Source organism: Rhizomicrobium palustre (genome assembly GCF_011761565.1).
Taxonomy (GTDB): Bacteria; Pseudomonadota; Alphaproteobacteria; order Micropepsales; family Micropepsaceae; genus Rhizomicrobium; species Rhizomicrobium palustre.
In genome coordinates this window covers 226,128-252,000 of the sequence record NZ_JAASRM010000001.1, presented here as the reverse complement: position 1 = coordinate 252,000, position 25,873 = coordinate 226,128, and the positions used below count along the sequence as shown (strand labels likewise).

20 protein-coding genes, 1 tRNA gene and 1 riboswitch are annotated in these 25,873 nt (G+C 60.0%); of the genes, 14 read left to right on the top strand and 7 right to left on the bottom strand.

All coding sequences use genetic code 11. From position 1 onward, the window contains the following. Positions 1-90 precede the first annotated feature (90 nt). Positions 91-165 (bottom strand) — tRNA-Lys (locus FHS83_RS01030). A 300-nt stretch (positions 166-465) separates the two neighbouring features. On the opposite strand from FHS83_RS01030, the gene FHS83_RS01025 reads away from it, so the two are divergent. Further along, the gene (locus FHS83_RS01025) at positions 466-2,628 is read left to right on the top strand and encodes a M3 family metallopeptidase (RefSeq protein WP_167079988.1); all 2,163 of its coding nucleotides are present in this window, start codon (positions 466-468) and stop codon (positions 2,626-2,628) included. Between the two features lie 53 nt (positions 2,629-2,681). Here FHS83_RS01025 and FHS83_RS01020 read toward each other — a convergent pair whose 3' ends face one another. Further along, positions 2,682-3,365: a hypothetical protein gene (locus tag FHS83_RS01020; protein ID WP_167079986.1), complete on the bottom strand. Its 684-nt coding sequence runs from the start codon at positions 3,363-3,365 to the stop codon at positions 2,682-2,684. Positions 3,366-3,466: 101 nt separating this feature from the next. Beyond that, the gene (locus FHS83_RS01015; protein ID WP_167079984.1) at positions 3,467-4,774 is read right to left on the bottom strand and encodes a UDP-glucose dehydrogenase family protein; all 1,308 of its coding nucleotides are present in this window, start codon (positions 4,772-4,774) and stop codon (positions 3,467-3,469) included. A 153-nt stretch (positions 4,775-4,927) separates the two neighbouring features. Between FHS83_RS01015 and FHS83_RS01010 the strand changes: the two genes are divergently transcribed. The 3 genes from FHS83_RS01010 to FHS83_RS01000 all read left to right on the top strand — a co-directional run bounded on the left by FHS83_RS01010 (position 4,928) and on the right by FHS83_RS01000 (position 7,982). After that, positions 4,928-5,842: an ABC transporter ATP-binding protein gene (locus FHS83_RS01010; RefSeq protein ID WP_167079982.1), complete on the top strand. Its 915-nt coding sequence runs from the start codon at positions 4,928-4,930 to the stop codon at positions 5,840-5,842. Next, entirely contained in the window at positions 5,839-7,182 is a 1,344-nt protein-coding gene (locus FHS83_RS01005) for an ABC transporter permease (protein WP_167079980.1), read from the top strand. Before FHS83_RS01010 ends, FHS83_RS01005 begins: the two co-directional genes overlap by 4 nt. A 107-nt stretch (positions 7,183-7,289) precedes the next feature. Further along, on the top strand, positions 7,290-7,982 hold the full coding sequence (locus tag FHS83_RS01000) for a carboxypeptidase-like regulatory domain-containing protein (RefSeq protein ID WP_167079978.1): 693 nt from the start codon (positions 7,290-7,292) through the stop codon (positions 7,980-7,982). Positions 7,983-7,985: 3 nt separating this feature from the next. Here FHS83_RS01000 and recG read toward each other — a convergent pair whose 3' ends face one another. After that, positions 7,986-10,067, bottom strand: a complete 2,082-nt coding sequence (gene recG, locus FHS83_RS00995; protein WP_167079976.1) for an ATP-dependent DNA helicase RecG — start codon at positions 10,065-10,067, stop codon at positions 7,986-7,988. A gap of 117 nt (positions 10,068-10,184) precedes the next feature. Between recG and FHS83_RS00990 the strand changes: the two genes are divergently transcribed. From FHS83_RS00990 to mfd, 3 genes are all read left to right on the top strand, one after another. Further along, on the top strand, positions 10,185-11,276 hold the full coding sequence (locus tag FHS83_RS00990) for a Fic family protein (RefSeq protein WP_167079974.1): 1,092 nt from the start codon (positions 10,185-10,187) through the stop codon (positions 11,274-11,276). Between the two features lie 89 nt (positions 11,277-11,365). Further along, positions 11,366-11,611 (top strand): succinate dehydrogenase assembly factor 2, encoded by a 246-nt coding sequence (locus FHS83_RS00985; protein WP_208414168.1) that lies wholly within the window; start codon positions 11,366-11,368, stop codon positions 11,609-11,611. Next, on the top strand, positions 11,599-15,078 hold the full coding sequence (gene mfd / locus FHS83_RS00980; RefSeq protein ID WP_167079970.1) for a transcription-repair coupling factor: 3,480 nt from the start codon (positions 11,599-11,601) through the stop codon (positions 15,076-15,078). Before FHS83_RS00985 ends, mfd begins: the two co-directional genes overlap by 13 nt. A gap of 48 nt (positions 15,079-15,126) precedes the next feature. On the opposite strand, the gene FHS83_RS00975 is transcribed toward mfd, so the two are convergent. Further along, a complete protein-coding gene (locus tag FHS83_RS00975) occupies positions 15,127-16,452 on the bottom strand; it encodes an alkaline phosphatase family protein (protein WP_167079968.1) in 1,326 nt (441 codons plus the stop codon). 173 nt (positions 16,453-16,625) lie between these two features. Here FHS83_RS00975 and FHS83_RS00970 point away from each other — a divergent pair, with 173 nt between their 5' ends. Continuing rightward, on the top strand, positions 16,626-17,132 hold the full coding sequence (locus FHS83_RS00970) for a DUF1993 domain-containing protein (RefSeq protein WP_167079967.1): 507 nt from the start codon (positions 16,626-16,628) through the stop codon (positions 17,130-17,132). A gap of 42 nt (positions 17,133-17,174) precedes the next feature. Here FHS83_RS00970 and FHS83_RS00965 read toward each other — a convergent pair whose 3' ends face one another. Both FHS83_RS00965 and FHS83_RS00960 read right to left on the bottom strand, forming a co-directional pair. Beyond that, positions 17,175-18,038 carry an aldo/keto reductase gene (locus FHS83_RS00965; RefSeq protein ID WP_208414167.1) on the bottom strand — a complete coding sequence of 288 codons (864 nt, stop codon included), beginning with the start codon at positions 18,036-18,038 and terminating at the stop codon, positions 17,175-17,177. A 183-nt stretch (positions 18,039-18,221) separates the two neighbouring features. Next, positions 18,222-20,069 (bottom strand): aspartyl protease family protein, encoded by a 1,848-nt coding sequence (locus FHS83_RS00960; protein ID WP_167079965.1) that lies wholly within the window; start codon positions 20,067-20,069, stop codon positions 18,222-18,224. 54 nt (positions 20,070-20,123) lie between these two features. On the opposite strand from FHS83_RS00960, the gene FHS83_RS00955 reads away from it, so the two are divergent. The 6 genes from FHS83_RS00955 to FHS83_RS00930 all read left to right on the top strand — a co-directional run bounded on the left by FHS83_RS00955 (position 20,124) and on the right by FHS83_RS00930 (position 25,507). Then, positions 20,124-20,978, top strand: coding sequence for an ABC transporter substrate-binding protein (locus FHS83_RS00955; protein WP_167079963.1), 855 nt, complete (start codon positions 20,124-20,126; stop codon positions 20,976-20,978). A gap of 9 nt (positions 20,979-20,987) precedes the next feature. Next, positions 20,988-21,174: riboswitch (cobalamin riboswitch) on the top strand. A gap of 61 nt (positions 21,175-21,235) precedes the next feature. Then, positions 21,236-22,261, top strand: a complete 1,026-nt coding sequence (locus FHS83_RS00950; RefSeq protein ID WP_167079961.1) for a FecCD family ABC transporter permease — start codon at positions 21,236-21,238, stop codon at positions 22,259-22,261. After that, on the top strand, positions 22,258-23,010 hold the full coding sequence (locus FHS83_RS00945; protein WP_167079960.1) for an ABC transporter ATP-binding protein: 753 nt from the start codon (positions 22,258-22,260) through the stop codon (positions 23,008-23,010). Before FHS83_RS00950 ends, FHS83_RS00945 begins: the two co-directional genes overlap by 4 nt. 81 nt (positions 23,011-23,091) lie before the next feature. Then, positions 23,092-23,484 carry a hypothetical protein gene (locus FHS83_RS00940; protein ID WP_167079958.1) on the top strand — a complete coding sequence of 131 codons (393 nt, stop codon included), beginning with the start codon at positions 23,092-23,094 and terminating at the stop codon, positions 23,482-23,484. Further along, a complete protein-coding gene (locus FHS83_RS00935) occupies positions 23,481-24,467 on the top strand; it encodes an oxidoreductase (protein ID WP_167079956.1) in 987 nt (328 codons plus the stop codon). The genes FHS83_RS00940 and FHS83_RS00935 overlap by 4 nt, the downstream gene beginning before the upstream one ends. Continuing rightward, positions 24,467-25,507: an oxidoreductase gene (locus FHS83_RS00930; RefSeq protein WP_167085174.1), complete on the top strand. Its 1,041-nt coding sequence runs from the start codon at positions 24,467-24,469 to the stop codon at positions 25,505-25,507. The genes FHS83_RS00935 and FHS83_RS00930 overlap by 1 nt, the downstream gene beginning before the upstream one ends. Positions 25,508-25,873: the final 366 nt, after the last annotated feature.

Sequence of the window (25,873 nt, the reverse complement as noted above, 5' to 3'; positions counted from 1 at the left end):
GCATAGGCCGGCATGCCGGCCTATGGCCTCCACCGCCTGACCTGAAAAAAAAGCCGCGCAGATCGCGCGGCTTTTTTCTTTTCCCGGAAATGGTGAGCCCGCTGGGGTTCGAACCCAGGGCCCTCTGATTAAAAGTCAGATGCTCTACCCCTGAGCTACGGGCTCGACGCAATTTCGGGAGGCCGGAACATATGGGCTCGGACGCGTTGGGTCAACCCGTGCTAAGTAATTGTCTTCACGTCTTTTCTTATAAAGGAGCCTCGTTTTGTCGCCGCCTATGTGCGCGCCAGAGCTGGGCGGAGCGTGGCCCGTCAAGAATCGCGAACATTACCCAGGGTTGAAAGAAGGGGCGCTGAAGTCCTCCACTTTCAAGTTATCGTCATCGTAAAGACAGGGCGCGAACCGGCAGGCTAAAGTGAAGGTGATCTGAAAGCGCCACTTGGCGCCGCTGTCCGGAGTTTCTCTATGCTTAATATTCGCCCTGCGCTGCTCGGCGCTGCTGCCGTGCTCACCTTGACGGCTTGTTCCACAGCGCCTGTCGCGCCGTCCGCACCGCCGCCACCCCCGCCTAATCCTTTTGCCGAAGTCTCCTCGCTGCCGCTGCAGGCGCCGGATTTTGGCCGCATCAAGGACAGCGATTTCCAGCCCGCGATCGAACAGGGCATGAAGATCCAGCTCGCAGAAATCGAGGCGATCGCCAATAACCCGGCGGCGCCGACCCTTGAAAACACTATTGTGGCGATCGAGAAATCAGGCGCCATGCTGACCCGCGCCTCGAAGATTTTCTTTGCCCTGGCGCAGTCCAACACGAACCCGGAATTGCAGAAGGTGAAGGGGGCTGTTGCCCCGAAGCTTGCCGCCCATCACGATGCGATTTTCTTGAATGACAAGCTCTTCGCGCGCGTGAAGGCGATCTATGACCAGCGCGCCAGCCTGCACCTCGATGCCGAGGATGCGACGCTTCTGGATGTTGATTATCTCGGCTTTGTGCAGTCGGGCGCCCAGCTCAGCCCGGCTAACAAGGTCAAGCTGATGGAGATCAACCAGAAACTCTCCAGCCTCGAAACCGTCTATGACGACAAGCTCCTGGCGGCAACCAAGGCTGGTGCTTTGGTGGTGGACGATAAAGCCAAGCTCGCAGGCCTCAGCGATGGCGAGATCGCCGCTGCGCAGAAAGCCGCCGAAGATCGCGGCCTTACCGGCAAGTGGATGCTCCCCTTGCGCAACACCACCCAGCAGCCCGCGCTGCAGTCCTTAAACGATCGAGAGGTGCGCCAGGCCTTCTTCGAGAAATCCTGGACCCGCGCCGAAAAGGGTGATGCCAACGACACCCGCGCCACTATCGCGGAAATCGCCGATCTTCGCGCCGAGAAGGCCGCTTTGCTCGGCTATCCCAATTGGGCGGCTTATAAGCTGCAAGACCAGATGGCGAAGACGCCGGAAGCCGCGCTCGCCTTCCTCGGCAAACTCGCGCCTGCCGCCAAGAAAAAGGCACTCGCCGAAGCCAAGGACATCCAGGCCGCGATCAAGAAGAGCGGCGGTTCTTTCAAGCTCGAGCCTTGGGATTGGCAGCATTACGCCGAAGAAGTGCGCAAGGCGAAGTACAATCTGAATGACGCGGAAGTGAAGCCCTATTTCGAGATGAAGGCGGTGTTGGAAGATGGTGTCTTCTACGCGGCCAACAAGCTCTATGGCATCACGTTTAAAGAGCGCAAGGACATCCCGGTTTATCAGGCTGATGTGCGCGTTTTCGAAGTCTTCGATAAGGATGGCTCAACCCTCGGCCTGATGTATTTCGATTGGTTCAAGCGCGACAACAAGGCGGGCGGCGCCTGGATGGACACCTTTGTCGATCAATCCAAGCTGCTCGGTACCAAGCCCGTCGTGTTCAACGTCTGCAACTTCACCAAGCCTGCGGCGGGTGATCCGGCGCTGATGAGCTTTGATGATGTGCGCACGGCCTTCCACGAATTCGGCCATGCCTTGCATGGGCTTTTCGCCAGCCAGAAATATCCCACCACCTCCGGGACGGCGGTGGCGCGCGATGTGGTGGAGTTCCCCAGCCAGTTCAACGAGCATTGGGCGCTTTATCCCGAAGTGCTGAAGAACTACGCCAAGCACTATAAGACCCATGAGCCGATCCCGGATGCGCTGGTTGCCAAGATCAAGAAGGCGCAGGGTTTCAATCAGGGCTATGCCTTGACCGAAGCGGTGGCTTCGTCGGAACTCGACCTGAAATGGCACTTCCGCGGGCCCGGCGCGCCGAAGATCGATGTCGATGCCTTTGAAGCGGATGCTCTGAAAAGTGCGGGCCTTGCGCTTTCCGAAGTGCCGCCGCGCTATCGTTCCAGCTACTTCACCCATATCTGGAGCCAGGGCTATTCGGCCGGCTATTACGCCTATCAATGGGCCGAGATGCTCGATCACGACGCCTATTCCTGGTTCGAGGATCATGGCGGGCTGACGCGTGAAAACGGCCAGCGTTTCCGCGATATGATCCTCTCCAAGGGGCATACGATGGATTACGGCGAGATGTTCCGCGCCTTCTATGGCAAGGATCCCGATATCGGACCGTATCTCTATTATCGCGGTCTCAGCGATAAGAAGTCTGGTGCGGTCAAGAAATAAGCAAGAGGGCGGGGGAAACCCCGCCCTTTCCGTTTTTTATGTAGTAGCCGAATTTAGAAACCAACCCGTTCGTTGGCGCGGTTGGCGATGGCATTTGCCGGTTCAGCGTTAAAGCCGAATTGGGTGGCAATGACAGTATATTTAGCGCCATCCACCAGCGGCATGTAGCTCGCGGAACCGAACTCGCGCTGCTTCACCATCATATGAGCAAGAATCCAATTGCTTACCACGCGAGGCAGCACTTTGCTCACTTCCGAGGGTTGGCTTTGCAGATCACAGGCTGTGATGCGCTTGCCGTTGCCTTCAGCCGCCGAATTATAGCGGTTGGTGATCTGATCGAGCGTGTAGGTGGCATCAAGACCGATCTCATTGGCCCAGGGCTTCCATTTCTGGAACCGCCCGCCAACTTCCCAGGAATCGCCTTGTAGCGTGCAGTTCTGCACCCGGTTGGTGCCGTCGAGACGGGTCACGGCCACGGTGTAGATTTTTAAGGCCGGATTGACCACATGCACGCTCACCTGAGCGAGCGGCACCTCATAGGTGAGGCGCTGATAGGATTGCAGATTGAGACCGATCAGCCCCACCGCGAGACCCGCGATGGTGATCAGGCCGCCGCCGCCAAGACCGGCGCCCGCCCGCATGAAACGGCCGCGTACCAAATGCCCGGCGCCGAAAAGAAATCCGATGAATCCCAGCCCCGCGACGACGAGCGGTGCAACCACCCAAAGTGTGCCCATCCCCAACCCCCATTGGCCTAGCCGGGGCGGAGCCTACCTAAACTCTGCGACAATCGGAAGCGTCCGCGACCGAGCAGAAGAATTCGTCCGGGTTTAAAGCCTTAAAGAACTGGCGGGCGGCCCACGCTGACATAGGAAAAGCCAGCATTTTCCATGAGATCGGCTTTGTAGATGTTGCGCAGATCGACCATCAGGGGCTTTTTCAGCAGCTCTTTCACGTGGGCCAGATCAAGGGCGCGGAACTCGTTCCATTCGGTCAGGATCACCACGCCATCGGCATCCTTCAGCGTTTCATAGGTTTCGCTGCAGAACTCGACGTCGAAATGCTTCTTGGCTTCCTTCATGCCTTCGGGATCGAAGGCTTTGATCTTGGCGCCCTTGTTTTTGAGGTAAGGCACAATCACGAGGCTCGGCGCATCGCGCATATCGTCGGTGTTCGGCTTGAAGGTGAGGCCCAAGACCGCGATGGTCTTGCCGGCGACGCCGCCGAAAGCCTTCTCGATCTTCTCGCCCATCTGAACCTTGCGGGCATCATTCACCTCAACCACCGCTTCGATGATCTTGGTCGTAACGCCGAACTCCTGGGTGGTCTTCAGAAGTGCCAGCGTGTCTTTCGGAAAGCAGGAGCCACCGAAGCCGGGACCGGCATGCAGGAACTTGCCGCCGATACGGCCGTCCAGCCCCATGCCGCGCGCCACATCCTGCACATTGGCGCCGACCACTTCGCAGAGATTGGCCATCTCATTGATGAAGGTGATTTTGGCCGCGAGAAAAGCATTGGCAGCGTATTTGATGATCTCCGCGCTTTCGAGGCTAGTGAAGACGATCGGCGTCTCGTTGAGATAGAGCGGGCGATAGACTTCGCGCATCACGCCGCGCGCCTTCTCGCTGGTGCAGCCCACCACCACGCGGTCGGGGCGGCGGAAATCCTCGATGGCAGAGCCTTCGCGCAGAAACTCGGGATTGGAGGCGACGTCGAAATCCGCGTCTGGCCGCACCCTGCGGATAATTTCGGCGACCTTGGAATTGGTGCCGACTGGTACTGTCGACTTGGTGACCACCACCATATAGCGGTCGAGATATTTGGCGATCTCCTCTGCCGCCGCATAGACATAGGAGAGATCGGCATGGCCATCACCACGGCGGCTGGGCGTACCCACCGCGATGAAGACGGCATCGGCGCTCGGCATGGCAGAGGCAAGATCGGTGGTGAAGGAAAGCCGCCCCGCCTTGACGTTGGCGGCGACCACCTCATCCAGGCCGGGTTCATAGATGGGGATTACGCCGTTGATCAGCCCCTCGATCTTGGCCTTGTCGGTGTCCACGCAGGTCACATGATGGCCGAACTCGGAAAGGCAGGCGCCGGAGACAAGGCCCACATAGCCCGAACCGATCATCACGATGCGCATGGTTCATCCCTCAAAATAATGCCCTAGCTTGTGGCAAGATCGCCCGCGGGAGGCAATGTGATCCGGGCGGGAAAATTTACCCCTTTGGTCACGAATATTATCAATCTTTGACAATTTCAGGCTACCATCCTTCGGTTCACCAACGAAGCAGCCATGATCGACGTACGCGATCTCGTTTACGAGTACCCCTCCGTTCGGGCGCTGAAAGGCGTGTCCCTAACGGTACCCGCCCAGACCATAACGGCGCTTGTCGGCCCTAACGGCGCGGGCAAAACTACGCTTTTGCGCTGCTTGGCCGCGCTGGATGACCCCTATTCGGGTTCCGTTACGGTCGGGGGATTGGATACCCGCACCGACCCGCGCGGCATCCACGCCATGCTCGGCTATTTGCCCGATTTCTTTGGCCTATATGATACCCTCAGCGTGCGGCGCATTCTCACCTATACAGCGCGGTCGCGCGGCATCGGCTCGGATTTGGCCTCCGCCGCGGTGGATAAGGCGGCCAGCCGGGTGGGGTTGGCTGATCGGCTCGATCAGCGGGCTGGGGATTTGTCCCGCGGCTTGCGCCAGCGCCTCGCCATTGCTCAGGCCATCGTCCACGAACCCAAGGTCCTGCTTCTGGACGAACCTGCGGCCGGTCTCGACCCTCAGGCCCGGCGCGATCTTTCCGCGCTTATGGTCTCCCTTAAAGACGGCGGCATGACCCTGGTTGTGTCCTCCCATATTCTCGCGGAGCTCGAAGATTACTGTTCGGAAATGATCATCATCGAAGAGGGGATGATCGTCGGCGGCAATGCCATCAAGGTCAAAGATGTGGCGCGGCCCCGCTACATTGTCGAAATCGCCACCGCCCGGGCTGATTTGCGCGATTTTCTCGATGCGCGCGCCGGGGTGGACGTGATCGAGGCCGATGAATACCACGCGCTGATCACCCATCCGCGCAGCGCGGCCTCGCGGGCTCGGTTGATCCGCGAACTCCTCGGTGCGGGGTTCGAGGTGTCGAGCTTTGCTGAGTCCACACGGGCTCTGGAAGATGCCTATTTCAGCCAAGTGGGGCAGGGGCGATGAACCCGGAATTTCGGCGCAATGTTTGGCTGGAACTGACACCGCTCCGTTTGGTGGTCCTGGTGGCGCTGCTCTCGCTCGCGTTTTTCGCGGCAGCGGTGACCGATGGCATGAATGGCCCTGGCACCGCGGCACGCTGGCTCTACTACATCGTTGTGGTGTTCTGGGGCGCGCGTAACGCGGCGCGCAGCGTGGTGGGTGAAATTCGCGATCGCACCTGGGATTTCCAGCGCCTCTCTTCGCTGAGCGCCTCCACCTTGATGTGGGGCAAGCTCTTCGGCTCGACTATCTTCAATTGGGTGGGCGGGGCGATTTGCTTGGTCGTGATTGTGGCGGATGCCTTCAACCGCTCCGGCCCGGCTGTGGCAGTGGCCGATCTTTTCTATTTCATCGCACTCGGCGTGATTGCCCAAGCCGCCGCCTTGCTGGCGAGTCTTATCGGGGTGGTGCGCCGTCACGGTCGCGCCCAATATGAGGTCTTCATCTATCAGATCGTCGGACTGGCTGTTGGACTGGCGGTATGGGCGATCGCCGATCCGAACGGGCCTGTCTTAGGCGGTTTTCTGCGCTCAGATCATATTGCATGGTGGAACGCCAGCCTGCCGACGGAAGTCTTTCTTCTCGTCTCGCTAGCCGTTTTCGCGGGCTGGATTTTGCTCGGCTCTTATCGGCTGATGCGGCGCGAGCTGAAACAGGTCAACGGCCCCTTAGTGTGGCTCGCCTTTCTGACTTTCGTGGCGGGCTATGTCGGCGGGTTCGACGCCTGGGTCTCGAAGCAATTGCCGATCGCCGATGCGGACTCGCGCCGTCTCTATCTCGTCGTCCTGGTCTGTGCGGGGCTCACTTATATCAACATTTTCCTGGAAGCTAAGGATCGTGTCGCCTTCCGCTGGTTCGGATCGGAGATCGGCCATTTCCGCATCGGCTCGGCTTTGTCGCGGCTGCAATGCTGGATGATGTCGGTCTTCGCCACTTTGATCCTGGGTGGGGTTCTTGTCGCGCATCTCATTCTCTCCAATACAATGGAGCCGGGCTTTCCGGCGGATGCAGCCCTTGTCACCTCAATTCTCGGCTTTCTCGTTCGCGACCTTGGCATCGTCGTGTTGATGAACATGCTGGCGCGACGCCGTGGCGGCGATCTTTTAGCGCTCGCAGTGTTGCTGCTGCTCTATTTACTCCTGCCGTCGATTATCGGCGGGCTACAATACGGCACTGGACGGGCGCTGTTCTTGCCGCTGCACACCGATCCCACCTGGATGTCGCCCGCAGCTTCCTGGGCCGAAGCAATGGTGGCTTGGATCGTGGCCATCACGCAGATTGCGCTCAACGAGAGAAAAGCCTGAACACTAGTTTCAGTCCATGTCGCGTGTGCATTTTTGTGTGGCCGCAATCGCGCATTGTCATGCGGCCAGCAGAGTCTTAAGCCCATATCTTTCTTAGGGGGATTGATATGGCAAAATGGATGATGGCCGCTTTTGCGATGCTGAGCTTTGGGGCGGCGCAGGCGGGCCAACATGTGATCAGCGGCACGGTGCGCGATTTTGACGGCAAACCGGTAGCCGGTGCCGAGGTGGTCCTGAAATCGTCTGCCTTCAATGATCTGTACACGGTCAAATCCGATGGTGATGGCCACTACCGCATGATTGTGGAAGATGGGCGCTATATGGCGCTCGAATCCATCACCACGGCCGATTACGGCAAGTCGCGGCTTGAATTCTGGGCCTGGAATGTGCCGGTCGCGTCCGACATGAACATCGATGTGCGCTATCACCGGCTCGAGATTTACGGCGTCAATGTCTTCAAGGTGCAGGGTGCGGGGCCTGGCTATTTTGCTTATTTCCGGCCCATGAGTCTGACGCGGGCACTCTCCAAGGACACGAAGAAGGACCCGGATATCGCGCCCTTGCCAAATGAGCTGGATTTAAAGGTTGCGGTGAACGGCGCGCCTGCTGTGATCGATACTGTCGAACGTGTGCAGGAATATTTTGGCAAAGGCCCGACAATGGTATCATATCTCGTCCACTTTCAGCCCGCCAAGCCTATCGAGGGAACGGTGGAGGTGCGCATCACCGGGCTCGACAAGGCCAATGGCGATCGTGGCGAGGGCGCGTATTTCTATACCGTGCCTGACTACCGCAAATAGGCTTTAGCCTGCTCGCAGATACTTCACCGCTTCGTCTTGTCCAAAGAGGTAGAGTAGCACGCGCAACGCCACGCCCCGGTCTGATTTGAGATCGGGGTCGCGGCTGAGGATCAAGGCGGCATCGTCGCGCGCGCAGGCCAGAAGCTCTCCGTGTGCGGAAATATCGGCAAGGCGGAATTCAAGCTGCCCGCTTTGCCGCGTGCCCAAAAGCTCGCCCGGACCGCGCAGCTTCAAATCCTCTTCGGCGATGACAAAGCCATCATCGGTATCGCGCAAGGTGGAGAGGCGCGCCTTGGCGGTTTCGCCTAAGGGCGGGGCATAAACCAGCAGGCAGCTCGATTTGCCCGAACCGCGCCCGACACGTCCGCGCAGCTGATGCAGCTGGGCAAGGCCGAAGCGCTCGGCGTGTTCCACCACCATGATGGTGGCTTCCGGCACGTCCACGCCCACTTCGATTACCGTGGTGGCGACCAGAAGCTGCAGCTCCCCCGCCTTGAATTTCGCCATCGCCGCATCGCGTTCGGCCGCTTTCATTTTGCCATGCACGAGGCCAACCTTGGGGCCCAGCGTGGCGCTGAGCTCGCGGGCGCGGTCCTCGGCAGCGGCAAGATCGATCTTCTCGGATTCTTCCACCAGCGGGCAAACCCAATAGGCGCGCGTGCCAGCCGCCAGCGCCTTCCTCAAATGCTCCACCACGTCTTCAAGACGCGAGACCGGCAGTACGCGGGTTTCGATGGGCTGGCGCCCCGGCGGGCGGCCGAAGAGGCGCGAAACCTCCATATCGCCATAAGCGGTGAGGGCGAGGGTGCGCGGGATCGGCGTCGCGGTCATCACCAGCACATCGGTGACGTGCTCGCCCTTGCCTTGCAGGGTCATGCGTTGATGCACCCCGAAACGGTGCTGCTCATCCACCACCACCAGCCCCAAATCCTTGAACACCACATCGTCGGAGAAGAGGGCGTGGGTGCCGATGAGAATATCGATTTCGCCTTCGGCCAAGGCTTTCAGCAAAGCGGCGCGCGGTGCGCCTTTTTCGCGGCCAGTCAGCAGCGCCATTTTCACGCCCGAGGCCTCGGCGAGTTTTTCCAGCCCCGCCATATGCTGGCGCGAAAGGATTTCCGTCGGCGCCATCAGCGCGCCTTGGGTGCCGGCTTCCACCGCATCCAAAAGCGCCATGAAGGCGACCACGGTTTTACCCGCACCCACATCGCCTTGCAGAAGCCGCAACATGCGCTGGGGTGAGGCCATATCGGCTTCGATTTCCGCAATGGCCTGTTGTTGTGCCTCGGTCAGGGTGAAATGCAGCGCGGCAAGGGCTTTTGCCTTCAGGCGGCCTTCGGCCTTCAGCACGCGGCCTTTATTCACTTCGCGCATCTGCTTGCGCACCAGCATCAGCGCGAGCTGGTTGGAGAGAAGCTCGTCATAGGCCAGGCGCTGGCGCTCCGGCGTTTCGGGCGCGAGGTCAGCTTCCTTCACCGGGCTATGCGCGGCTTTGATCGCCTCATGAAAGGCCGGCCATTTCATCTTTTTCTGATATGCCGGGTCCAGCCATTCCGGCAGGGGTGAGACTTTTTCCAGCGCCCCGCGGATGGCCTTGGAAAGCACCTTGCCCGAAAGCCCTTCGGTCAGGGCATAGACGGGCTCATGCAAGGGCATCTCTTCGCCCGGTGCTGCGATGAAATCGGGATGCGGCATGGAAAGGCGGTTGTTGAACCGCTCCACCTTGCCCGAAATTACCCGCTGGCTGCCGACGGGCAGGGATTTGTTCAGCCAGTCTTGATGGGCGTGAAAGAACACCAGCTCAATGGTGGCGGTGTCATCACTGCAGCGCACTTTGAAGGGTTGGCGCTTGTCGCGCGGAGGCAAGTGGTCGAGCACATTCACGCTCGCCGTCACGATGCGCCCGGCCTCTGCTGCGATCAGCTTGGGGCGGTAGGAGCGGTCGATCACCCCGGTCGGCAGGTGGAAAATCAGGTCCTTCAGTCGCGTCCCGGCGACCTGGCTGATGAGCTTTTCCAGCCTCGGCCCAACCCCGGGCAGGCTCCTGGTATCCGCGAAAAGGGGGAACAGAATCGACGGGCGCATGGAGAGAAAAATAGGCCTTCTTGGGCAGGCCGTCTTGGCCCGGAGTTGGACGGTATATATCCGTCCGAAGTATAATTATTAATTGACTTTTAGCACGAGAAATTTTATATTCTCGACATGATTTATCCGTCTTTTGCGTTGGATGGGGCCGATTTGGCGGTTTTGGCACTGATCCGTGCCCAGCAGGACCAGCTTCTGTACCGCGCGGCGCAACTGCCGGGCCTTTGGCCGGGTTTCCTGCAGCGCAACGCCTTTGCCAGGACCTTGCACGGCTCGGCCAGCCTTGCCGGGATCAAAGCCTCACCCGCCGAGGCGCTTGCCGTGGTGGACGGGGAGAAGCCCGAATCGCTGACAGATCCAGCCTATCGCGCGCTGAGTGGCACTCGCAATGCGTTACGCTTCATTTCGCAGGCCCAAACCGATCCCTATCTCGAATGGAACGCGCAGCTTTTCAAAAGCCTGCATTTTCTCCTCACCAGTGAAGAGATGCCCGCCGCTCCAGGCCAATACCGCTCCGGTGCCAGCCTCGGCGGTGGCTCGGAACCCGATGCCGCCGATCTGCCGAAGCTGATGGGCGAGGTGATGGACTATTTACGCGAAGATACCGGCGATCCCTTGGTTCGCGCCGCTCTGGTGCATCTGAAGTTCCTCGAAATCCGTCCCTTTCGGCGCGCCAATGCGCGTCTGGCGCGGCTCGCCTATGTTTTGATCGCTTCTTGCGGCAGTGCGCTCAGCCCCGTCTTTTGCGCTCTCGATGAATGGCTCGCCCGCCATAAGGACGATTACGTCCAGCAGTGCATCACGGAAAACGGCCCCGGCGCTTGGCTGAAATTCATTCTGCGCGCCCAATACGAACAGACCGCGCAACTGGCTCAGCGCAGTCAGGCGGTGGCCCGCGCGGCGGAAGAGGTGATGCACCTTTCCCGCACCCATGATCTCCACGACCGCATGCAACCGGCGCTGCTCGATGCAGTCTTTGGATACATGCTGCGGGCCGGGCGCTATCAGAGCGAGAATGGCGTTTCCGATGTCGTCGCCAGCCGGGACTTGCGCCGCCTTTGCGATCTGGGGCTTTTGGAGGCGGTGGGCGAAAAACGCGGACGCTATTACCTCAGCGGCGAGCCCCTGAAACAAATCCAGGCACGCGTGCGCCTCGGCGGCGGTACAACGCCAAACCCTTACGATCTGGTGCAGGAAACCGGCGTCTAGCCCTTTCAGACCGCCCGGTCCGGCGCTATATCCACCCCATGACGAATGACGAAAACGGAGGGTCCCTCGGGGTCCGCCGCAAACAACTTTTGTTCCGTTGCCAGCGCCGTGGCTTCAAGGAGGTCGATCTGATCTTCGGGACCTTTGCCGCGCACCAGATCGATACGCTCGGCGAACAGGAACTCGATGACCTCGATGCGCTTTTGAAAGCGCCGGATCAGGACGTCTTCACTTGGCTGAAAGGCGAGGTGGCCGTGCCGCCCGCATTCGACACGTCAACTTTCCGGCGCCTGCAAGCGCTCTGTTCCCGCAAGGACCCGACTTGGACCGTGTAAATTATATCGCCCGCCAGGAAGGCCGCCTCACGGTCTCCGGCGCGCCGGAAGGTTATGATGCGTGGCTCGCGGCCCATGCCGCCGAAAGCCGCAAGGGCGTAGTGCTGTTTGTGGCGCAGGATGGCGTCAAGGCGGCGAGCGCGGTGGAGACAATTCGTTTCTTCGCGCCGCAAGTGCAGCTTCTGACCTTTCCGTCTTGGGACTGCTTGCCTTACGACCGCATGAGCCCGAGCCCTGACATCGAAAGTCAGCGTCTCGCCACCCTCGCCACCTTGGCCCGCCGGGGTAAAGACAGCGGTGCTGCGGTGGTGGTGACGACCATCAATGCCGTGTTGCAGCGCGTGCCGCCGCGCGATGTCATCAAGACTGCCAGCTTCGCCGCCAAGATCGGGGATACGGTTTCCCATGAGGATCTGGCGCGCTTTCTCGCCGCCAATGGCTATGCCCGCGCTTCTACAGTGCGTGAGCCGGGCGATTTCGCGGTGCGGGGCGGTATTGTCGATCTCTGGCCGCCGGGGCTTGATCCCTTGCGTCTCGATTTTTTCGGTGATCGTCTCGATGCCATTCGCACCTTCGATGCCGAGACCCAGCTTTCCTCCGGCGAGGTGCAGAACATCGATTTGTTGCCTGCCTCCGAAGTGCCGCTGGATGAAGCGGGCGTGTCGCGTTTCCGCCGCGGCTATGTCGCCGCTTTCGGTCCTGCGATTGACGATCCCTTGTATGAAAGCGTCAGCGCCGCCCGCAAAGCGCCGGGCATGGAGCATTGGCTGCCGCTCTTCTACGAAAAGCTTGAAACCCTCTTCGATTACGCGCCGCGCAGCCTCGTGATGCTCAGCCATCACAGCGAGGAAGCCCGCAAGGCACGACTGGAGCTGGTCACCGATTACTATCAAACCCGCCGTGAGTTTCTCGACAGCGACGCCAATAAGAAAGGCGCGTTGAAAGCCCCGCCCTATAAGCCGCTCAAGCCCGAAACCCTCTACCTCACACATGAGGAGTGGGAGGCGATGCTGAAGGCTTTCCCGGTGCGCGAGTTGACGCCCTTCCAGGCGCCGGAATCGATGAAATCCGTCGATGCCCATGGCAAGCTTGGCCGCGATTTCGCTCCCGAACGCGCGCAAGGCAATGTCAACGTCTTCCAACTCACTGCCGAGCACATCGTCGAGGTCCAGAAAGAAAAGAAGCGGGTCATTATTGCCGCTTGGACGGAAGGCTCCTCCGAGCGCATGGGCGGAGTTCTTTCCGATCACGGTGTGAAGGCGCTGCGCCCCGTCGCTGATTGGCATGACGCCGCCAAGATGGCGCCGAGTGCCATCGGCCTTGCCGTGCTCGGCATCGAGCATGGCTTTGAAGCGCCCGATTTCGTGGTCATCGCCGAGCAGGACATTCTCGGCGACCGCATGGTCAGCCATAAGCGCGCCCGCAAAGCCCAGAACTTCCTCACCGAAGCAGCGGGGCTGGCGCCGGGCGATCTCGTCACCCATATCGAACATGGAGTAGGGCGCTATCTCGGGCTTAAGACCATCGATGTCACCGGTGCGCCGCATGATTGCCTCGAGCTGCAATATGATGGCGGCAAGCTGTTTCTGCCGGTGGAAAACATCGAGCTTCTGACCCGTTATGGCGGCGACGACAGCAATGCGGTGCTCGATAAGCTTGGCGGCACCGCTTGGCAATCGCGCAAGGCCAAAGCGCGCGAACGCGTGCGTGAAATCGCGGGCGAACTCATCCGCATTGCCGCGGCGCGCGAACTCAAGACCTTGCCCGAAATCGAAAAGCCGCAAGGGCTGTGGGACGAATTCTGCGCCCGCTTTCCCTATCAAGAGACCGAGGATCAGGAAAAAGCCATCGCCGATGCGGTGGAAGACCTCGCCAAGGGCCGCCCGATGGATCGCCTCGTTTGCGGTGACGTAGGCTTTGGCAAAACCGAAGTCGCTTTGCGCACCGCTTTTGTCGCGGCGATGAGCGGCAGCCAGGTGGCGGTGGTGGTACCGACCACGCTTCTGGCCCGCCAGCATTACCGCTCTTTCGCGCAGCGTTTTGCGGGCTTCCCGGTGAAGGTGCGCCAGCTTTCCCGTTTCGTGGATGCCAAAGAGGCGCGCGAGACCAAGGAAGGGCTCAAATCCGGCGATATCGATATCGTCATTGGCACCCATGCCTTGCTCGCCAAGAACATTGAGTTCACCAGGCTTGGTCTCGTCATTGTCGACGAAGAACAGCATTTCGGCGTCTCGCATAAGGAGCGCTTGAAGAACCTCAAGGCCGATGTGCATGTCTTGACCCTGACGGCGACGCCGATCCCGCGCACGTTGCAATTGGCGCTCTCGGGTGTGCGCGATCTCTCGCTCATCACCACCCCGCCGATCGACCGCCTCGCGGTGCGCACTTATGTGACACCCTTCGATCCCATGGTGATCCGCGAAGCTTTGCTGCGGGAGCATTATCGCGGCGGCCAAAGCTTCTATGTCTGCCCGCGCATTTCCGATCTGCGCGAGGCTGACGAATTCCTGAAAGAGAATGTGCCGGAGGTGAAGGCAGCGGTGGCGCATGGCCAGATGGCGGCGACCGCCCTCGAAGAGATCATGACGGCCTTTTATGACCGCAAGATCGACGTTCTGATTTCCACCAATATCGTGGAATCCGGCCTCGATGTGCCGAATGCCAACACCATGATCGTGCATCGCGCCGATATGTTCGGCCTGTCGCAGCTCTATCAGATCCGCGGGCGCATCGGCCGCTCCAAGCAGCGCGCTTATGCCTATCTGACGACGCCCGCCGATCATAAGCCGACCGAGACGGCCGAGCGGCGCCTGGAAGTGCTGCAATCCCTCGATCAGCTGGGCGCGGGCTTTACCGTGGCCAGCCACGACATGGATATCCGTGGCGCCGGCAATCTTCTGGGCGAAGAGCAATCCGGCCACGTCAAGGAAGTCGGCATCGAGCTTTACCAGGAGATGCTGGAAGAGGCGGTGGCCTCGCTCAAGGAAGGCGGCGATCCTGAGAAGGAAGCTACGGAGCAGTGGTCGCCCAATATCAATATCGGCGCGGCCGTCTTGATCCCGGAAGCCTATGTGCCGGACCTCAATGTCCGCATGGCGCTTTACCGCCGTCTTTCCACCATTGAGACGCGCGCCGATATGGATCGCTTTGCCGCCGAATTGATCGACCGCTTCGGGCCGCTGCCGGAAGAGGTAAAGCATCTCTTCGAGATCGTGCAGATCAAGCAGATGGCGAAGAAGGCGGGCGTGGACAAGATCGATGCGGGACCGAAGGGCGGCGTCATCGGCTTCCGCAACAACCAGTTCGCCAATCCTTTGGGGCTGGTGAAGCTGATCAGCGAAAGCCCGACCTCCGTGAAGGTCCGCCCCGATCAGAAGATCGTCATTTCCAGGGTTTGGGAAACCCCCGAACAGCGCCTCAAAGGCGTGCAGGGCGTGCTCACCGCGCTGGTAAAGCTGGTGGCGTAACAAAAAGGCCGGGGCGAACCCGGCCTTTCGTGTTTCAGGTGAAAAAAACTAGAATAGCGGCTTGCCGTCGGCCTTGGGTAGCGGCACGTCGAGGATTTTTGCCAGGGTAGGGGCGATATCGCGCATGTCGATTTCGCCGAGCTTCTTCGGTTTGATGCCGGGGCCCGCGATCATGAAGGTCGCGCGCATTTCCTTGTCGTCCGGGAAGAAGCCATGCGTGCCTCTCAACACGGCGGGCATCTGCGCGGTGAAGTTGGAGTTGGCCGAATAGCCCTGCTTGAGGTCGAACCAGAACGAGGCATTGCGCGCCCCGCCGCGTTCGACAATGCCTGCCTTATCGATCCAGCGCGCCACGCCCGCATTAGGATCGGCTTGCAGCTTGTTGAGCAACGCCACGACGCGATCCTTCACGGATTGGTCGTCGGGCTTGTTGAGCACTACGGCCACCGAACCACCTGCCGCCCAAGGCGCGGCATCCCAGGACACGACCTTATGCGATTTGGGGTCGAGGGTGATGAGGCCCGCTTCCACGAAATACTTGGTGTAGTTGATTTCCGGGTGCACCACCGGGGCAAAGCCGTGATCGGAGACAATGGCGATTGTCACATTGGGCTCAATCCGGCGCGCCGTAGCAACAAGATCGCCGACATCCGTATCGAGCTGTTCCAGCGCCTGTTTGGCTTCCGCGGAATCCGGCCCATAGGTGTGCTGGTAATGGTCCAGGCTGACGAGATGCACAGTCATGAATTCGGGAAAGGTGAATTCCAGCATTTTCTGGGCATAGCGTGTGCGGCCGACATCATGTTTGGGATCTTCGCCGAAAAGGGCATAAGGCGGCAGTCCCGTTTCCTTGGCAAGGCGCGGCACAAGCCCGTCCGTCGAGAGGGCGACGATGAGTTTGACGTCGTCCGCGGTCAACGCGCGCCAATATTCCGGCAGATTATAGTCAATCGACAATGAGCCCACGCTCACCGGCCAGCCGATGGAGGCGACGATGCCTTTTTTGTCATGCACCGCGTCCCACAGGGTCGGCACCTTGATATCGCTCGAATACCAATACCAGCCGCCGAGATTTTTATTGTAGGGGTCGAAAGTTTCGTTATTGGCGATGCCGTGCTTGTCGGGCCAGACGCCGGTGATCAGCGTGGTGTGGTCGGGGTAGGTCACGGTCGGGAGCACATTCTTCACGCCTGTCGCATAAGCCGCTTCCTTCATGAACGCGGTCAAATGCGGCAGGTTGAGACCCTTCTTCTTGGCCTCGATCACATCGGCGGGGCGCAGCCCATCGAGAGAAATCATCAGAACGGGCGCGGCGCTGGCGGCAGCCGTCATCAGCCCGAACGCGGCGGCGCAAAGACTGGCGCGTAGTTTCATGGGTTAATCTCCGAGACTCATGCAAAAGGCGCCGGACTTTAGCCTATCGCATATGACAATAGTTTCACGGTTTGCGCAGGATGTGTGGAGAAGGCTTTCCGGCCGCAGGCAGGCTTGCAGCCGCCCCCAGGCGCGCGTAGCTAAGGCAGATCAAACCAATTCCGGGGAGAAGTATGGCGATTTCGATGTACCGGGCTTCGATCCCGGTTTTTGTGCAGTTCCTCACCAACCTTTCGGCTATCCTGGGCAAGGCCGCCCAGCACGCCGAGGCCAAGAAGATCGACCCCTCGGTGTTTACCACCGGGCGTTTGTCGCCGGACATGTTCCCGCTCACCCGCCAGGTTCAGATTGCCTGCGATTCCGCTAAGGGCGTCGCGGCCCGTCTTTCGGGCTCCGAGGTGCCGAGTTTTCCCGACACTGAAACGAGCTTTCCCGAGCTTCAGGCGCGTATCGCCAAGACGCTGGAATATATCCAAAGTGTTGAGCCTGCCAGCATCGAGGGCTCCGACGATAAGACGATCACTTTGAAGGCAGGGCAGCGCGAACTCACCTTCACGGGCGAGGCTTATCTGACCACTTTCGCGCTGCCGAATTTCTATTTTCATATCACCGCCACTTACGCGATCCTGCGCCATATGGGCGTGGAACTCGGTAAGCTTGACTATCTCGGCGGCAAATAATCTGGCAGGGAAGCGGGTGGGATCTCCACCCGCTTTTCCTTTTTAAGCTTCGCGATTGTCGAGACGCCAGAATTCTTCGTCGGACAATTCGATTTCCGTGGCCGCCACATTTTCTTCGAGGTGGCTGACTTTGCCAGTGCCGGGGATGGGCAGCATCACGGGGCTGCGCTTCAACACCCAGGCCAGCGCGACCTGGCTCGGCGCCGCGTGATGCTTCTTGGCGATAACATCGAGCACCGAACCTTCACGGGCCAGCGATCCGGCGGCGAGGGGATACCATGGGATGAAGCCGATACCATTGGCCTCGCAGTATTTCAGCACATCCTCGCTGCCGCGATCGACGAGGTTATAGCGGTTCTGCACCGTCGCCACGGGGAAGACTTTGCGCGCCGCTTCGATATCGTCCACGCCCACTTCGGAAAGCCCAGCGTAGCGGATCACGCCTTCGTCCAGAAGCTGCTTGATAGCGCTGAATTGCTCGTCGCGCGGCACTTTCGGGTCAATGCGATGAAGCTGCCAAAGATCGATGCTTTCAACGCCTAAGCGGCGGCGGCTGACATGGGCTTCCTGAATGAGGTAATCGGGGCGGCCGAAGGGAACCCAAACATCCGGGCCAGGGCGGACGAGACCGCCTTTGGTGGCGATGACGATCTTGCCATGCGGGCCGTTATAGGGATGTAAGACTTCGCGAATGAGTTCCTCGGAAACGGTCGGGCCATAAGAATCCGCCGTATCGATAAGATTGATGCCGAGTTCCGGCACGCGGCGCAGTGTGCGCTTGGCTTCCTCGGCATCGGTGGGATCGCCCCAGATACCGGGGCCGGTAATGCGCATCGCGCCGAAGCCGAGGCGGTGGACTTCTAATTCGCCGCCAATTTTGAAAGTGCCGGATTTTTGCGCAGTCATCGAAGCTATCCCCTTATTGTGGGTTCAGAACCTGTGACGCCATAGATGGGCCCAAGCTGGCGCCGGTTCAAGGGCCGTGCGCGCAAGATCAGACGTCGGTATAGGGGGCGTATAATCTGGTAAGGGTATGGCCTGGGAAGATCACCTTCCCAGGCCTCTGTGATCGTCTCGCTATAGGTTCCGTCAGATCAGATCACGCAAGGTGACCTTCACCTCGGACGTAGCCTCGCCGCGCTTGATGCCGAAAATCACGACGGTTCCGGGCTTATCGTTGCGCAGGCGTTTACGCAAATCGCCGACTCTAACGCCGGTTACAGGTTTTCCGTCGACAGATTGAATGATATCGCCTGCCTTCAGCCCGGCCTCTTCGGCCGGCGCGCCCTTGGTTACGGCAACGACCTTGTAGCCGCCTTCGCCGACATTCATCCAAAGCCCGGCGCGATCATAGGTGCCGGTGTCTTCGATCTTGTCGGTACGCGGCTTCAGATACATCACCTGATTATGATAATCGAAGGTGACGATGAAGCGCTTCAGAACGCCGCCGCCGACATTGCCGGAGAAGTCATTGCCCGAAAACGCTCCCTTGCCTTGATCGGAGAGTCCGGCGACAACCGGGCCAACCTTCACGCTGCCAAGGGTCAGCTCGGCGCCGCGCGTGATATAGCCCGTTGACGGCCCGCCGACTCCCCAGCCATCCACCGCATCGACACCCTTGGGATGTTTGGCGCGCAGGCCATGCTGCTCAGAAAAGCCTTTGGTGATCGTGATTTCAGAGCGCGAACCCGTATCAATATCGAACTTGGCCGGAATACCCTCGAAGGTGCCCGTCACTTCCGGTATGTGATCGTTGAGCTCGAATTTGATTGGTGTGCCCGCGTCCTTGGGATCGAACTTGGCGGGATCGATCAAGGTCAAGGTCTCTGCGCCGTAATCAATGCGAGTAACGAAGCGGCGAAAGGTTTCATAGCCCACCATGCCGGGCATGGGAATGCCTTCAATATCGCCGAGCTTATCGAGTGGGAAGACGATCGCGAGCTGGTTTTTCACAAAAGCCTTGCCGACCGAAAGATTAAGCCCGTTCGAGAAACCGCCTTCCATCACGCCTTCGCCCGCGCCTTGGCCGGGCAGGCTGCCTTCCACCTTCAGTCCGATTTCCTTGGCGACGGCAGGGGTGATGATGTTGCGCCCGCCGGTATCGAAGATGAAGGTGTAAGGACCTTTGCCGTTCACCTTCGCTTCGCCATAGATATGGTTGTTGATGATCTTGATCGGCATTGTGGCAGAGGACGCGCCGCCCTCGATACCGAAGTCGTTGATCGCGAATACCGGCTTGGCATAGGCGCTGGCGGGCTGCGGGCCTAAGAACTCGACCTTTGTCGTCATCAGGGTCTGCAGATATTTTTCGCCGGCTCCCTGATCGATGACGATCTTATGCGGCACCTGCACGCCGCTTTCGGGGCGGTAATCGGAAATCTGGGTAATGATTTTCTGCGAGCCCCGCTGTTCAACGATTTTCGCAAGCAGATGCGTCTTCACATCGAACCAGGCTTCGAAAGCCTTGCCGCCTTTGGGTGTGATGATAAGCACGTCATAGCGCCCGTTCGCATCGGCGATTTCGCCTTTGCCTTCGATGCTGGCGCCGCCATGATCGGCAAGCCACCATTTGTTGGAAGTGCGATAGGCATCGTTCACCGCCACTACCAGCGCGTCGCCACCTTTTTTCTCGGAAATGTCTCCCGAGCTATCGCGCTCCCATGGTGCGGTTCCGTCAAAGCCTTCGGCGCCTTTGAAGGGGCCAAGATCGAAATCGCTAATGGTGCGCCCGTCCTTCAGATCGGAAAGGCTGTGGGTGATGCCCTTCAAGCCCTGACCGTCATAACTGGCTTCGGTTTTCAGCGTGGCTTTGCTATCCCAGGCCACGCCACCCATGGCTGTTTTATTGGCCTTCAAGATTTCATCTGGTGCGCCCGCGGCAAGCGCGGCCATGCTGGTCGCGGTTAAGAACGCGAGTGCGGCAATCTTCGATTTCATGTGCTATCCCCTCTGGATCGCCAGGATGTAGGAACGGGATCAGGAAACGACAATATGCGTAGCCATCATAGGACCATTGCCGTTCTTGCCTGTTTTTTTACGAGCTTCCTCACTTGTAATGCCGAGGCGGCGCCCCAGCGCGTGGTCTCCACCTTCCTCTGCACCGACGAGTATGTCTTCCGGCTTTTGCCGAAGGAGCGCATTGCCGCGCTCTCCTATGAAGCGGTGGACCGCCACCCGGTCGTCTCAACCATCGCCGATGCGGCCCTTGGCCTGCCGGTCATCCGCCCCTCCACTGAAACGGTGATGGCGAAAAACCCTGATCTCGTCGTGATGTATGCGGGGACCAATCCGCGCCTGCATCAGAATTTGCAGCGGCTCGGGGTGCAGATCCTGGACGTGCCTTGGGCCAACAGCCTTACCGAAATCCGTCAGATCACCCTGATGCTGGGCGATGAACTCGGCGCCCCCGGAAAGGCCAAGGCGCTGGTGGCAGAAATGGATGTGAGGGTGGCGCGGGCTAAGGCAGCCGCGCCCCATCCCCCAGTCTCGGCCATTCTTTACGAGCCGCAAGGCTATGCCCAGGTGCAGGGGGTGACCGACGAGGTTCTGCGCCTTGCCGGGATCGTTAATGCCGCCCCGCCCAATGCCTTGACCCGGGCCGGGCAACTGCCGGTCGAGGCGGTGATAGCCACCGCGCCCGAGCTTCTCATCCTGGGGGGGGAGGAGAAAAGCGGCTCCGCCCGGGCCTATGCCGTCCTGCACCACCCGGCGTTTAAGGCGCTGGAGGGGCGGACCCATATGGAATTCCTCACCCTCACACCCTTGATGTGCCCCGGCCCCTGGTCGGTTCAGAGCGCCGCCCCACTTCTCGGCCTCGCCAAGCGGGCGCGCACCTCTAGGGACTAGCCCTGGGGTTGGCGGCTGAGCCGTGATGGCTTAGATTCGACCCCAGCGCACCGGAAAGGGAACGCGGGTGGAAATCCCGTGGCTGCCCCCGCAACTGTCAGCGGCGCCTCGCGCGGTCGGCCACTGGTCTTTGACTGGGAAGGCCCCGCATATCGAGCCGCAAAGCCAGGAAACCTGCCGGCGCGTGTCGTCCATCATCCGGCCGGGGTGTGCCGGGGGATAGCCGTTTTCACGGCCGCGGCGACAGAAAGGCCGCGATGGACGCGACAGTGATTTCCTCGGTGCGAGGCAAAAGCGTCAGCAGAGACGCCCGCCTCACGCTGCTTCTGCTTTTGACCGCGCTTCTCTTCGGGGCGTGGTCTTTCTTGTTGGGCCCGACCGGCCTTTCCCCCATGGCGCTGTTGCAAGGCCTCATCGATGGTCATGGCACGGCTGGCATCGTGGCGCAGGAAATCCGTCTGCCGCGCGCGGCCCTCGCGCTAGTGGTCGGCGCGGCGTTGGGGGCGAGCGGCGCCGCGCTGCAGGGCCTCTTTGCCAATCCTCTGGCAGAGCCTGGCGTCACAGGCGTCACCTCCACCGCTGGACTCGGCGCTGTGGTGGCGCTCTATTTCGGCCTTGTCGCCACTCATCCCTTAGCCTTACCGCTGTTTGCGATCCTGGGGGCGCTGGTCTCCGCAGGTCTGCTTTTCGCACTCTCCAAAAGCGGAGCAGGGCCGGTGGCGTTGGTTTTGGCCGGTGTCGCGATTTCCAGTTTCGCCACCGCGCTCACCGCGCTTGCGCTCTCCATGTCCGCCAATCCCTACGCCATGAGCGAGATGGTGCTGTGGATGCTGGGCTCCTTGAAAGACCGCACCCTTCACGATCTCGCTTATGCCGTGCCGCTCGCGGCCCTTGGGCTCGCGCTTCTGGTCTCGACGGGGCGCGGCCTTGATGCCCTCACGCTAGGTGAGGAAACCGCTGAGAGCCTTGGCGTGCGTGTGAGCTCGATCCGGGGCCGGGTGGTAATTGGTGTGGCGCTGGCGACGGGCGCGGCCACGGCGGTGGCGGGCGCGGTAAGCTTTGTTGGCCTCGTCGTGCCCCATCTTTTGCGCCCCTTCTATGGCCACCAGCCCTCCCGCCTCATTCTGCCATCCGCGCTTGGTGGCGCCGCACTTGTGGCAGGGGCGGATGTCGCCTTGCGCCTGATCGCGCCCGATGGGCAGCTCCTTCTCGGCGTCGTCACGGCTATGTTTGGCGCGCCTTTCTTCCTCTGGCTGATCCTGAAGCTTAGGAGAGACGTATGAGCGCCCTTGAGCTTGAAAACGTCTCGGTCGCCTTTGCGGGCCGCAATGCAGTCTCCGCTGTTTCGGTGGCCATCAATGCGGGCGAGGTGACCGGCATTGTCGGCCCTAATGGCGCGGGCAAGACGACGCTGCTGCGCTCTGTGCTGGGCTTTCAGAAACTCACGCGCGGCAATATCCGTATCCTCGGTCGTCCGCTCGCCGATTGGGATCGCACAGCTCTGGCCCGCCATATGGCCTATCTGCCGCAAGGCGGGGATGCGCGCTGGCCCATGCTGGCGAGCGAGGTGGTGATGCTCGGCCGCCTGCCGCATCGCGCGCCATTCCAGCGATCGGCTGCCTCTGACGAGCTGGCTGTTGCCCATGCACTGGCCCGTGCCGACGCCGCCGAATTCGTCGCCCGCCGCATGGACCAGCTTTCGGCTGGCGAGCGCGCCCGCGTGCTCTTCGCCCGCGCGCTGGCGACCGGGGCCGATATCCTGATCGCCGATGAGCCTGCCGCCTATCTTGATCCCTCCCACCAGCTCCGTCTGATGGATCTGCTGCGGGAAGAGGCGGCGCGGGGCACGGCGGTGATCCTGACCTTGCACGATCTGGCCCTGGCGGGCAGCCATTGCGACCGGGTGCTGGTGATGTCCGGCGGCCGCCTCGACACGGAAGGCCCGCCGGCAGAGGCGCTGGCCGACGCTACCCTGGCACGGGTGTTCCAGATCGTCCGTGCCGAGTCGCATGGCGCTTATCGCCGGATATAAGTCCCATAAAAATCACAAATGTCGCAGCCTCCCCGAGGGACGCGCCCTGACTTATGATGGGGTGCAGTTGGGGAGGGGAAAATGGTGAAGCGACCGCTTGCGGTTTGGGTCTTGTGTCTGGGTAATGGCTTACTCGCGGTTTTTTTGATCGCAGCCAGCCTGATCGCGCAAACGCGCGGCTTTGAGCCATGGCAGGCCGCCATCAGCGGTATCTGCGGCTTTGGCATCTCCCTCGCCGCCCACGCCGCATGGTTCGGCTATAAACTCGGGCGCACCGCGCTTCTGGCGCTTCTCAGCCTGTTTCTTGGATTGGTAGTGGTGCAAAGCACGGCGGTGCTCTTGTGGTCAGTCCAGACCGGCTACGAGGGGGCTTTCGTGCAAGCTGCCTTCACGCGCTTTTTGCTTTCGCTGCTTTGGCTGAGCGTGAATTATGTCTTCCTCTTCAATAAAACATCGCGGAGCTTTTTTGGATGAGTGAGCCTTTGCATGCCGCTGTGATCGGCTATGGTTTTGGCGGGCGGGTGTTCCACGCCGATCCGATTTCGCGCACCGAAGGGCTTAAGCTCGCCGCGATTGTCTCTTCGCGCAAAGACGAAATCGAAAAAGCCCATCCCGGTACCAAGGCAATCGCTCATCCCGAAGAGGTGTTTGCTGATCCGTCCATTTCACTGGTTGCGATCTCTACGCCTAACACGGCACATTTTCCACTTGCCGCAGCCGCGCTCGAAGCGGGCAAACATGTCGTGGTCGACAAGCCCTTTACGGTGACCAGCGCGGAAGCGCGCGAGCTGAAACAGCGGGCCGAGAAGGCGGGCAAGCTTCTCACAGTTTTTCACAATTTTCGCTATTACAGCGATTTTCTCACTCTCAAGCGTCTTATTGCAGACGGTACGCTGGGCGAGATCGTGAGCTTCGAAAGCCATTTTGATCGCTATGCGCCGAACGTGCCCGATGCCTGGCGCGAGAGGCCAGGCCCCGGCGCGGGAACCTGGTGGGATTTGGCGCCGCATTTGCTTGATCAAGTGCTGCAGTTGTTTGGCATGCCGCAAGCGATCTATGCCGACTTCGCTGTGCAGCGTTCGGCTTCAGGGGCCACCGATTATTTTCACGCTCTGCTTCGCTATGAGAAATTGCGTGTGATCCTGACAAGCTGTTTCCTCGCCCCAGAACAGGAAATCCGCTTCATTGTGCATGGTTCCAAGGCGAGTTTCTTCAAGAAGGGCATCGATACCCGCGAAGGCCCGGACCGCTGGCCGGGCAGGCTGGTGTTCTCGGATGGCCTTGAGAAAGAGGCGCCGCACGATACCGCCGATGGGCGCGCCTTCTATATCGCCATGCGCGACGCCATTCTGGGAGGTACACAAAGTCCCGTGGCGCTGGATGAGGCCATCGCGGTGATGGACCTTCTGGAAGCGGGCGAGAGAAGCGCGGCCGAAAAGCGGGAGATCGCGCTGTGATGCCTTTTAATGTCGCGGTGATCGGCTATGGGCTTGGCGGGCGTGTGTTCCATGCCCCCTATGTCAGTGCGGTGGAGGGGCTCCGCTTGGCGGCCATTGTCTCAAGCCGTAAGGAGGAGATCGCACAAGCCTATCCCGGGCTTCCCGTCTATAACGATCCTGCTCTTATTTGGGCTGATCCAGGAATCGATGTTGTCGTCATATCGACGCCGAATGCTAGCCATGCCGCTTTGGCCACGGTCGCGCTGAAGGCGGGCAAGCATGTCGTGATCGACAAGCCCTTCGCTGAGACAGTGGAAGACGCCCATGCGCTGATGGAACTGGCGAAGGCTGAAACGAAAGATCGTATACTAACCGTCTTTCATAACCGCCGTTGGGACGGGGATTTCCTGACCCTCAAACGTCTTCTGCGTGAAGGCGTGCTCGGCGATTTGACCTATGTCGAATCTCATTTCGATCTTTATCGCCCAAATGTTTCAACGCGTTGGCGCGAAACGCCCGGGCCGTCTGCGGGTGCTTGGTACGATCTTGGTTCGCATCTCTTGGACCAAGCTCTGAATCTGTTTGGTATACCAGATGCCATCGCGGCGGACCTCAGCATCCTGCGGGATGGTGGAACGACGACCGATTACTTCCGTGTAGTGCTCAAATATGGTCAGCAACGCGTCATGCTGGTTGGAAATTATCTCGCGCGCAGCGATCAGCGCTGGATCGTCCATGGCAGTAGGGCTAGCTACATCAAGCGCGGGCTTGATCCGCAGCAGACGATGCTTGTGGGGGGGAGCTCCATCGGCGATGTGGGTTTTGGTGTGGATCCGAACCCGGGATATCTCGTTCTGCCTGATGGCCGCGAAGTTCCAGTGATCGCGGAAAAGGGCGACTACAGGGCGTTTTACGAAAACCTGCGCGATTGTTTGAAGGGGATAGCACCGCTCGCTGTTCCTGCTCGCGAAGGCTTCCTGGTTATGAAATTGCTAGCCTTGGCAGAAAAAGCGTCCCGCGAAAAACGCGAAATCCTTCTCACGCCAGGCTTTCCGTAGACGGAGCAAGCTGCGGGCTTGCTTGACGTAGTGATCACTTTCACTTGAGCCGACATAACCCAGTGTGGTGCTTCAGATTGTCCTGACGCACGACAATTTGGGCGACGGACCACCCGAAGTCTTGCCTCATCGAGGTTTTCGCGTCCTACTCTTGTGGGTCCGCTTCAAAGGCTTCAAAGTCCCGGAAAACATGTAAGTGAAATACATCTACACCGTATAAGGGAAAATGTCATCACGACTCTTGCAGCTTGTTGCGGTTCTTGGCTTTCTCTTGAATGAGATGCGAAACCGATTTGCTGCCTCGCGTCTCGTAAAGGGTGGTGTCCGTTTCTGGGTTTTCATTACCGCCTGAACACCAAGGCCTAT